The organism is Pedobacter sp. 01T416_2, assembly GCF_056398925.1.
Genome location: NZ_JBFTQI010000083.1, coordinates 1 through 11818 on the forward strand (window position 1 = coordinate 1; position 11818 = coordinate 11818).

At 39.3% G+C, this 11818-nt stretch carries 8 protein-coding genes; 7 read left to right on the forward strand and 1 reads right to left on the reverse strand.

Annotation, left to right across the window (positions count from 1 at the left end):
• The 7 genes from AC1DPQ_RS05605 to AC1DPQ_RS05635 form a co-directional block, all read left to right on the forward strand.
• Positions 1–2276 (forward strand): AsmA family protein (locus AC1DPQ_RS05605; protein WP_477608333.1); only part of this gene is annotated, 2276 nt, incomplete at its 5' end.
• Positions 2277–2409: 133 nt separating this feature from the next.
• Positions 2410–4314 (forward strand): ABC-F family ATP-binding cassette domain-containing protein, encoded by a 1905-nt coding sequence (locus AC1DPQ_RS05610; RefSeq protein WP_477608335.1) that lies wholly within the window; start codon positions 2410–2412, stop codon positions 4312–4314.
• 486 nt (positions 4315–4800) lie between these two features.
• Entirely contained in the window at positions 4801–6078 is a 1278-nt protein-coding gene (locus AC1DPQ_RS05615; protein ID WP_477582034.1) for a type IX secretion system plug protein, read from the forward strand.
• 592 nt (positions 6079–6670) lie between these two features.
• Positions 6671–7636: a formylglycine-generating enzyme family protein gene (locus AC1DPQ_RS05620; RefSeq protein ID WP_477582036.1), complete on the forward strand. Its 966-nt coding sequence runs from the start codon at positions 6671–6673 to the stop codon at positions 7634–7636.
• Positions 7637–7670: 34 nt separating this feature from the next.
• Positions 7671–8990, forward strand: a complete 1320-nt coding sequence (locus AC1DPQ_RS05625) for a Gfo/Idh/MocA family oxidoreductase (protein WP_477582037.1) — start codon at positions 7671–7673, stop codon at positions 8988–8990.
• A gap of 10 nt (positions 8991–9000) precedes the next feature.
• A complete protein-coding gene (locus AC1DPQ_RS05630) occupies positions 9001–9996 on the forward strand; it encodes an FAD:protein FMN transferase (protein ID WP_477582038.1) in 996 nt (331 codons plus the stop codon).
• 25 nt (positions 9997–10021) lie between these two features.
• Positions 10022–10945, forward strand: a complete 924-nt coding sequence (locus AC1DPQ_RS05635) for a hydroxypyruvate isomerase family protein (RefSeq protein ID WP_477582039.1) — start codon at positions 10022–10024, stop codon at positions 10943–10945.
• Between the two features lie 119 nt (positions 10946–11064).
• Here AC1DPQ_RS05635 and AC1DPQ_RS05640 read toward each other — a convergent pair.
• Positions 11065–11818, reverse strand: a 754-nt coding sequence (locus AC1DPQ_RS05640; protein ID WP_477608337.1) for an alpha-amylase domain-containing protein, incomplete at its 5' end; no start/stop codon positions are given.

An 11818-nucleotide genomic window follows, 5' to 3' on the forward strand; every position in this document is an offset into this window, starting at 1 on the left:
ACATTTTCACTGCACTACCTTCAGAAATTGCCGATAAACTACAAAAAACAAAAGTTAAAGGTTATGCAGAGATTGATGCTTCTTTAATCGGGAAATACATTGCCGCCACGCACAGCATGCCTACGCTTTCGTTTAATATGAAAGTAAGAGATGGTTCAATTTCCAATCCAAATGCGCCAGAGCCGATCAGTAACCTATTTTTAAATTTAAAAACAAAACTTCCTGGCTTGAATACGGATAGCCTATTGATTAATATGGACAGTCTTTACTTCAATATCGGGAAAGATTACGTGGCCTCAGTTACAAAAATAAAGGGTTTTAAAGAACCCGAAATCTACACAGATACCCGCTCGAATATCGACTTAGAAAAATGGGCAAAAGTTGTTAACCTGGATGCCCTACAACTAAAAGGCAGATTAAATATGAACATTAATGCAGATGGAAAATACAGCAAAAAACTTGTCCACTCTGGCATAAGGCAGGTTGATACTGTAATTGCAACCGTACCCAAGTTTTCATTAAAAGTAGCCTTAAACAATGGTTATTTTAAATATTCGGCTTTGCCCATTGCTATCAATAAAATCAATTTTGATGTACTTGGTTCAAATACTGATGGAAATTACAAAAGCACTAAATTATCTATCGAGAACATCGATATCCAGGCCTTAAGGAATTATATCAAAGGGTATGCAAAATTGCAGACCGCAGAAAATATGCCTTTGACTGTTCAGCTTAAATCGGTAATCAATTTTGACGATCTGAAGAATATTTACCCGATAAAAGGTTACGAACTGAATGGCTTATTGAATATTGATCTGCAAAGCAATGGCCCTTTTAATAAAGCGAAAAAGCTTTTTCCTGTTACCACGGCATCCATTAAACTTAACAATGGTAGAATAGTGACAGGAAACTTTAATTATGCCATGGACAACATCCAGGTTGATGCCGATTTAACCAACAACGATGGCACTTTAAAAAACACCAAATTAAACATTAAACCCATTTCCTTTCGAATGGGCGGGCAGCCTTTTACACTGAAGGCCAATGTGCATAATTTCGAAAATATTGCTTATAGTGTTTCATCAAAAGGAACAATAGACATTGGCAAAATATATAAGCTATTCGGGGTAAAAGGTTATCAGGTTAACGGTTTAATTTTCACAGATGTTTTATTTAAAGGATTACAAAGTGATGCACTCGCCGGTAGATACAACAAATTACAAAATAGCGGCAGTTTAGGCATTAAAGACTTAAATCTTCAATCAGATTTATTCCCCAAAAGCTTTTTAATCAAAGACGGTGTATTTTCTTTTCATCAGGATAAAATGAATTTTGATAAATTCAATGCTACCTATGGGCAGTCTGATTTTCAACTGAATGGAAGCTTAAGCAATGTAATTAATTACGTTTTAAATGAAAAAGCCAAGCTTACAGGCGATTTTAAATTGATCAGTAAAAAAATATATGCGGATGAATTTATGGTTTATGCAGACAATACACCTAAAACAACTTCGACCACAGCAAAGGGTGTGATCATTATCCCCGATAATTTGAATGTTAATTTTGCTGCAAATGTTGCTGATGTTATTTATAACGGCCTAAATATTAAGAATGCAAAAGGAACAATGTCTTTAAATAATGGAACACTTGCCCTAAAACAAGCGGGTTTCAATATTGCGGGGGCACAGGTTGATATGGATGCGAATTACAAGAGCACAAGTACAAAAACAGGCTTATTCGATTTCCACCTTACCGCTAAAGAATTTGATATCGCAAGGGCCTACAAAGAAATTAAGCTGTTTAGAGAAATGGCCAGCTCGGCATCGAAAGTAAAAGGTGTCGTTGGCTTAGATTATCAACTCTCAGGAAAACTGAATGCAGAAATGTTTCCGGTATATCCATCGTTGAAAGGCGGAGGCGTACTGAGCTTGAAAAAAGTAAGTTTAATGGGCTTCAAAATGATGAATGCCGTGAGTAAAGAGACAAAAAGAGACAGTTTAACCAATCCTGATTTATCTGATGTTCAGATAAAATCGACCATCAAAAACAATATTATCACCATCGAACAGACCAAAATGAAGGTGGCAGGTTTCAGGCCACGTTTCGAAGGTCAGGTGAGCTTCGATGGCAGGTTAAACTTGAGCGGCCGCTTAGGCCTCCCTCCTTTTGGTTTATTTGGCATCCCATTGAGCGTAACAGGCACACAAGAAAAACCGATTGTGAAACTGAAAAGAAATAAAGAAGGCAAGCTGGAAGAAACGGGAGAAAATAAATAGCGCTATTAACAAAGGACAAGCCTTAAACGGTTGCTGTATTGCTTTTCCAAAAAGCTAAAGCAAAACCACTGGCTTATCCTATTTGATTTTCGACCTGAAAAAAGCCTTTAAATTTCGTACTTTTGCAGCCGAAATGATTTCAATAAATAATTTAACCTTCCTGATTGGCTCAAGGGCCTTGTACGATGACGCGAACTGGCACATTAAACCTGGCGACAGAGCTGGCTTAATCGGAGCCAATGGAACAGGAAAATCAACACTTTTAAAAATAATTGTAGGCGAATATGCACCGAGTTCGGGTACTGTTTCCATGTCTAAAGACCTGAAAATTGGCTACCTAAACCAGGATTTACTTTCTTACGATTCGCACCATAGCATTTTGCATGTGGCCATGGAAGCTTTTGAGCGCCAAAACCAATTGCATGATGAGATTGAGGAACTGCTTAAAAAAATCGAAACGGATTATAGCGAAGAGATTTTATTTAAATTAAGCGATAAACAGCAAGAGTTTGAAGCTTTAGATGGCTATAACATCGAATACAGGGCAAACGAAATTTTAGCTGGTTTAGGTTTTAGTACAGCAGACCAATTGCGCCCGTTAAATACCTTCTCGGGAGGTTGGCGTATGCGTGTAATGCTGGCTAAAATATTACTGCAAACTCCTGATATCCTATTGCTGGATGAGCCTACCAACCACATGGATTTACCTTCTATTAAATGGTTGGAAAACTATTTAATGGGTTTTGAAGGTGCCATTGTAATCGTATCTCACGATAGGTATTTCTTAGATAAAATTGTAAACCGTACAGTCGAATCGCGCAAAGGAAAATTAACCGTATATGCGGGTAACTATAGCTTCTATGTTGAAGAAAAAGCCTTACGTGGGGAAATTCAAAAGGGCGAATTTAAAAACCAACAGGCTAAAATAAAGCAGGAAGAGCGTTTAATTGAGCGTTTTAAAGCGAAGGCGAGTAAGGCTAAAATGGCACAATCGCGGATGAAAGCTTTAGATAAGATGGAGCGTATTGATGATGTAGATGATGATAATCCGACCGTAAATTTCGCTTTCAAATTTTCTAAACCATCAGGCAGGCACGTGGTGCGTATAGAGCACGCCAATAAGAGCTATCCAAATGTGCATATTTTAGATGATGCAGAAGGTGTAATTGAAAAAGGTGATAAAATTGCCTTGATCGGTGCAAACGGTAAGGGTAAATCTACTTTATTGAGAATGATTGCCGGAACCRAAAAATTCGAAGGTTTCTGTGAAACTGGTCATAATGTTACCACCACTTTCTTTGCGCAGCATCAATTAGAATCACTGCATTTAGAAAATTCGATTTTAGAAGAATTACAGGCATTTGCCCCAAAACATAGCGATACCGAATTACGTAGTATTTTAGGTTGTTTCCTTTTTACCGGCGATGATGTTTTCAAAAAAATCAAAGTGCTTTCGGGAGGAGAAAAATCGCGTGTGGCCCTGGCTAAATCATTAACAACAGATTCGAATTTCCTGATTCTGGATGAGCCTACCAACCACTTGGATATCCAATCGGTTAATATCCTGATTCAAGCATTAGAGCAGTTTGAAGGTACTTTTATTGCAGTATCTCACGATAGGTATTTCTTAGATAATGTGGCCAACAAAATCTGGTTTATCGAAGGCGGAAAAATTAAACAGTATCCTGGTACTTATGCCGAATATGAAGAATGGAATAGCAAAAGAATAATTCCTGTGGCTAAACCCATTCCGGTTAAAATGCCTGAGAAAAAGGAACAGCCAAAAGTTGTTACGCCAAATACAGCCAACCAATTAAAAAAGCTGAACGACGAACTGCAAAAAACAGAAAAGCTGATTACCGAACTGGAGCAGAACGTTAAAAATATTGAAGCAGAATTGGCTGATGAGAATGTTTATGCCAAAGCCGATAAATTAGCAGAAGCCAACAAACGTTATTTAGCGACAAAACAGGAGTTAGACAATAGCCAAAATAAATGGGAAAGTTTAGCTGCTGAGATTATGGAGCTGGAAGGATAGTTTTAGCCCCCTATTAAAGCATATTAAGGCCACAGAAATTCTGTGGCTTTTTTTGTTGCCACGGAAGCGCAGAAACACGGAAACAACATTTAAGACTATGTCATGCTGAGGCACGAAGCATCTGCAACCTAAGTATGCCAACGGATGTTACCATCTGGCTTTGTTTATGAAATTCATCATTTAGCGCCAGATAGTAATATCTGACACCACGGATAAGATTCCCGCCTGCGCGGGAATGACGATCGTGCTAATAGAGCCTCCGATGTTGAGCTTGACGAGGCACTGGAATCTTCCGTGTCCATCCGTGTTTCCGTGGCAACCATCTAATGTGCAGTCAGATGTTACCATCTGACTGATGGACAGATTAGCATTAAATAAATTGTTTATTCAGTTATCATTTAGTGTCAGATAAAAATATCTGACACCACGAATAAGCATAACAGTATATCCATTTTGCCACTTCCCAATAAAACTTTACTTTTAGCCATGCAGAAAATATTAATTCCGATTTTATTTTTCATTTCTACCCTGGCCTTCGCGCAAAACGACAAAACGTTTACCAACGGAAATAAAATTTATCTTCCAAATATTAAAACTGTACTTTGCTATAACAGCAATAAAGAGCAGAGCCTACCTGTAATTATGCTCAATTCTTCAGAAACGATAACTTTTTCGTTCGACGATTTACTTGCAGGCACCAAAAACTACTGGTATACCATTGAGCATTGTACCGCAGAATGGGAGACTTCGAAAATTTCGAGCATCGATTATCTAGGAAGTTTTAACGACGATCGCATCATCAATTATCGCTATTCTTCCAACACCACAAGAAAATATACCCATTACGAAATCAGTTTACCCAATACCCAAATACAGCCGAAAATTGGGGGTAATTATGTGTTAAAAGTTTATTTAGATGGCGATAAAAACCAACCTGTTATTTCGCAACGCTTCTACATCCTCGATAGTCAGGTTGCCGTAGCGGCAGAAGTAAACAATTCCATGCAGGTTGAAAACAGAAACTACAAGCAAAAAATCAATTTCACCATTAACCATGCTTTTCCCATCCCGAACCCCTACCAGGATATAAAAGCAGTAGTGATGCAAAACTTCAATGCCAATACGATCCAGGTTAACACGAAACCATCTTTTGTAAGACCAAACCAATTGGTTTATAACGATCTCAATACGAATGATTTTTGGGGAGACAACGAATTTAGAAAATTTGATACAAGGAGTTTGCGTTACAAGGCTGATAATGTTAAAGATATTTATCGCGATAATCAATCCGTAAACGTGATGCTTTTTCAGGATGCCCCCAGAACTGTTGGTGCATTTGCCAATCAGTACGATGAAAACGGAAACTTTTTTATCCGCAATACCGACGGACGTGACGATAAAACAGAAGCAGAATACATGAGTGTTTTATTTACATTAAATGCTCCGGCACCCAGCCCAAATGGCGATGCTTATGTTGTTGGCCGGTTTAATAATTACACCATGAGCAATGAAAATAAACTGTTATATGATGCCAACAGGAAACAGTTTTACGGTAATGTTATACTTAAACAGGGCCTATATGATTATGAGTTTGCCTGGTTTAATAAAGACACCAAGGTAATGGAAAGCAAACCTTTCGAAGGTGCATTCTTCCAGACCGAAAACAGCTATCAGATCTTTGTTTATTATCGCCGCCCCGGTGCGCGCTGGGATACATTGATTGGTTATACCAACCTGAGTAATAAAGTTACCGATAGGAGGTAACTCAGCTTGCAATGATGATGCATCAAAATGCAAAACAAACGATATAAGAAATATAAGCTTAAATGACCTTATATTCCTTATGTGCAAAAAAACCTTTCACCTATAATACTATTAACCTGAGTTCGATTAATAATGTGCTTTAATTTGGGTTATTTGGCGCCTTACATGAACGGTCGTCACCCTGAACTTGTTTCAGGGTCTTTATAGCAAGACGGTTTAACAGGAAAGATGCTGACCACGAAGTAGCTATTAGGCCTTTAAAACAATAAAAACTGCTAATAAAATAAATTCAGCATGACGAACGGCTAGCCAATTCGTCCTAATGAAGTACATTAATTTTTAAACATTAATCGAACTCAGGTTATTAGTCAAATAATTACAAGTGATATCGATTTAAAAGATCTTCGCCAATTAGATCCTGAAACAAGTTCAGGATGACGATAGCTTTAATTGTCAATTTGACTTTTAATGTTACATTTCTTACCTTTATTGTTACATAAGTTTTCTTTGTTTTAAATGTGGTTATTTACTTTAGCATTTCAGAAAGTAACCAGATAAACACCTAGAAAATAAGTGTGTCTAACCAAAAATTATGTTTAAAAAGTTAATTGCCGCAGCATTAATCTCCTATCCTTGTGCGCAGATTTCAGCACAAACTTCTAGTGACTCGTACACACAATCCATTAATGGAACAAAATTAAAATTCGACATGCAGGCTATACCAGCAGGCAAATTTAAGATGGGAAGTAAAACAGGGAAACCTGATGAACAACCCGTTCACGAGGTTAAACTCGATGCTTTCTGGATTGGAAAACATGAAGTAACCTGGGATATTTTCGAACCCTTTCTTTATCGCGATTACGAAAAACAAGCCAGCATAAGTGCTATTCCAGCCGAGGTGGATGCGGTAACCAGACCCACAAAACCTTATCTCGATATGACTTTTGGCATGGGTAAAGAGCATCAGCCAGCGGTAGCAATGACACAATATAATGCCATCCAGTTTTGCAAATGGCTTTATGTGCGTACAGGTATTTTCTACCGTTTACCAACAGAAGCCGAATGGGAATATGCCTGTAAAGCAGGTACAGAAACCAATTATTCTTTCGGCAATGATGCAACCAAATTAGGAGATTATGCCTGGTATAAAGACAATAGCGACAATAAAACTCATCAGGTAGGGCAAAAAAAACCAAATGCATGGGGATTATTTGATATGTACGGAAACGTTAGCGAATGGACTTACGACCAATATATCGCTGATTTCTATAGTCAAAGCAAGGATAAAACTGCAGAAAACCCTGTGGCAGTACCCGAAAAACTCTACCCAAATGTAGTTCGCGGTGGCTCTTATGATGAAATACCGAACAACCTGACATCAACAGTTAGGTTAGCGTCTGATCCATCATGGAAACAATTAGATCCACAGATTCCGAAAAGCAATTGGTGGTTCCCCGAAGCGCCATTTGTAGGCATGCGTTTAGTACGACCAGCTAAAACGCCATCAAAAGCCGAAATTGATGCTTATTATAATAAACAACCTATAAAAGACTTTTAACCGACACTATCTAACCAAAATAAAAACTAAACACATGAAAAAACCAATCAACCAACAAGATCGTCGCGATTTTTTAAAAGCGACAGCAATGCTCGCAGGTGGCGCAATGTTAAGCAGTATCCCATTGGCCGGCGCTTATGCTTCAGGATCAGATACGATTAAAATCGCCTTAATTGGCTGTGGCGACCGTGGAACAGGAGCCGCTTTCCAGGCCTTGAGCACTAAATTCAATATTAAGCTAGTGGCTATGGCCGATGCTTTTCAGGATCGCCTGGACAGCAGTTACCAATCGTTAAGTTCGAAATTTGGAGCAAAGATGGATGTTCCAAAAGAACGCCAGTTTGTAGGTTTCGATGCTTATTTAAAAGCCATCCCATTAGCAGATGTAGTGTTATTAACAACTCCTCCAGGCTTCCGCCCCATCCATTTCGAAGAAGCGGTTAAACAGAACAAACAAGTTTTCATGGAAAAACCTGTTGCTGTAGATGCACCGGGCATTAGAAAGGTATTGGCCGCAGCCGAAGAAGCCAAAAAGAAAAAATTAAATGTTGTAGTAGGTTTACAGCGCCGTTACCAGACCAACTATCGTGAGTCGATGAAACGCATTAACGATGGTGCCATTGGCGATATCATGTCGGGCCAGGTATACTGGAACAGTGGTGGCGTTTGGGTACGTCCGCGTAAAGCAAACCAAACCGAAATGGAATACCAAATGAGAAACTGGTATTATTTCAACTGGTTATGCGGCGATCATATCGTTGAGCAACATGTACATAATATCGATATTGCCAACTGGATAAAAAACGGACATCCAGTTTCGGTACAGGGAACAGGTAGCCGTGCCTGGAGAACAGGAAAAGATTACGGAGAGATTTACGATAACCACTCCATCGAATTAACATATGCAGATGGTGCGGTAATTAATAGCCAGTGCCGACATTTCGAGGGTATCAGTAATCGTGTGGATGAATCTTTTCAAGGTACCAAAGGCAAGATTTATCTTTCAGGCAGCAATCAGGCCATTATGAAAGATTACAGTGGCAAAGAGCTATATAACCACAATACCAAAGGAAACGCAAATCCTTACCAAACAGAACACGACGAACTGTTCGATGCGGTTTCTAAGGGAGAATATAAATTCAGTAATGTAGACTATGCTGCAACCAGCACATTCTCTGCAATTATCGGCCGTTATGCTACTTACTCTGGTCAAACCATTAAATGGGATGAGGCTTTAGCTTCGAACATCAGTTTAATGCCAGAGCGTTTTGCATGGGATGCGAACCCAAGGTTAATGCCTGATGAAAAAGGATTATACCCTATCGCCATGCCTGGACAAGCAAAGGTGATTTAAAACTAAACTGATGCGTTATAGGTTTTTGCTTTTCCTTTTACCACTGATTTTTGCTTTCTCCTTGAAAAAAGAAGTGAGGCAATACAAAATCAATGGTTATGCGCAGGGAACCGATTATGCTATAATGTACTATGCCACTGATAGTTTAGCCACTAAGGCAGGTATAGATAGTTTATTAAACGAAATTGATTTATCGATGTCGCTTTACAAAAAGGGATCATTGATAAATCAATTTAATGCTGCTAAAAAAGAAATCAAAACCGACCGTTTTATAAATGATGTGCTCAAAAGGAGTTTTGAGATCAATCGGGATACAAAAGGTGTTTTCGATATTACGGTTGCTCCATTGGTACAAGCCTGGGGTTTTGGGCCAAAAGAAGCTAAAAACGAGCCCGATCCAGCAGTCATTAAATCGATACTCGCCTGCGTAGGCATGAAAAACCTAAAATTAAAGAATGGTTTATTAAGCAAACTAAAGCCCTGTGTGCAGATCGATTTAAACGGAATTGCCCAGGGTTATAGTGTTGATTTAATTGCCGCTTATCTCGAAAAAAAAGGAATTAAACAGTATGTGGCCGAACTAGGGGGCGAAATTCGGATTTCAGGACCTAAACCCAATGGCGAAACCATGAAAATCGGTATTGAAGGCCCGGATAAGGATGGAACGCCTGTGATCAGGCATATCGCTGCGATAAATTCAGGAGCAATCACCACCTCTGGTAATTACCGTAAATTTCACCAGAGCGGAAAGAAAAAGATTTCACACCTGATCGATCCCAAAACAGGTTATCCGCTAGATAATGAAATGATCAGCGTAACAGTGTACGCTAATGATGCCATTACAGCCGATGGCTACGATAATGCCTTAATGGCCATGCACCTTAAAGATGCCATCGCCTTTGTAGAAAGCAGAAAAAACCTCGAAGCTTATTTTGTGTACCATCAAAAAGATGGCAAAGTGGCTGATACCTTAACTACAGGGTTCAAAAAATTAATTACACATTAATATCTATCCGTTTAAAACCAAACCGATGAAAAGAAGTGAATTTATAAGAAACAGCTTATTAACTGCTGGTGCAATAACTACAGGAGCCGGAATTACCAACACCTTTGCAGCTGAAAAGCAAAATACGTTAAGTGATAAGGTTTTTAACATGGATTATGCCCCACACCAGGGCATGTTCGAAAATCATGCGGGCAAGAGTTTTTTAGATCAGATCCAATTTATGTACGATAAAGGTTTCCGTTCTATCGAAGATAACGGCTACCTAAACCGTTCAGTAGAAGAACAGGAAAAAATTGGAAACCTCCTGGCGAAACTGGGTATGCGCATGGGCGTTTTTGTGGTAGATGGAGGCGATAACTGGAAAACCTCTTTAACCACTGGCAAAAAGGAATTTAAAGACAAATTTGTAGAAACCTGCAAAAAATCGGTTGAAGCCGCAAAACGTTGTAATGCAAAATGGCTTACCGTTGTACCTGGGTTTTATGAACGCAACCTGCCTTATGGCAATCAATTTGCTAACGTAATTGATGCCATGCGTGCCGGAGCAGAAATTTTCGAACCCCACGGTTTGATTATGGTTTTAGAAACCTTGAGCGATACCCCAGAGCTTTTCCTGCAAAAAACAAATGAAACCTATGCGGTTTGTAAAGCCGTTAAAAGTCCTTCGTGTAAAATCCTTTACGATATTTATCACATGCAACGTACAGAAGGCGACTTAATTAAAACCATCGACCGTTGCTGGGATGAAATTGCCTACATCCAGATTGGTGATAATCCGGGCCGAAAAGAACCTACAACCGGCGAAATCAATTATAAAAATCTATTTAAACACCTGCATAAAAAAGGTTATAAAGGTGTGATGGGCATGGAGCATGGCAATTCGAAAGGTGGAAAAGAAGGCGAATTGGCTGTTATTTCTGCTTACAGGGCTGAGGATAACTTTTTGTAGGTAATAAAAAATCGTCATTGCGAGAAGGCTTTTTCAGCCGACGACGCAATCTTACAACGATCGCTACCAGCGAGTGCATTAAGATTGCTTCGTGCCTCGCAATGACGATTTATTGAGCCCTACCCCCCTTTCAATACCCACACCGATACACTTCCCGCATTGCAATGAAACTCCGCCCAACCATTTTCATCAATGGTTACTTCTTGTTGTCTGTAACCTAAAGCATCAACAAAGGTTTTTCCGGCAAAGTGTTTACCGATTTCCATTTCTTTATACCCTTCTTCTCCCGTGCTTAACAATACTGCCAAGCCACTATTTTCATGTTCCTCATCACCAGCACGGGTCCATCCTACGCAAATGCCGTGGTCAAAATAATCGCGTTGCTCACCGTAGGCTAAGGCCGTACGAATTTTACTCATGGTTTCTACTGCAGGAATTGCGACCAGCTCCACATGTACCTCATCACCTTCTTTGTCTTTATCATCATAAATCCCTCCATACAGATCAGGAAAGAACAAACACGGAATACCCTGTACACGCAACAGAATGATAGCATAAGCCAAAGGTCTGAACCAAAAATCGACGTAAGATTCCAGTGCCTGCAAAGGTTGCGAATCATGATTATCAACAAATGTTACGGCCAGATCTGGCTTTACCTGAACCAGGGTTCCATCAAAAATCGTCCGCATATCAAATTCCTCGTCCTTACTCGCCAGGAAAAAATTATGGTGCAAAAGCGAATCAAATATTTGGGTCCGCCCACCTGTAATCTCAATATATTTTAATTGTCCTTCCCTATCCACCACATTCCAATCTTCGGCCACAATAAAAAATTCGCGGTTAAATTTTTGGTTCAGGTGATCGATCCACTCT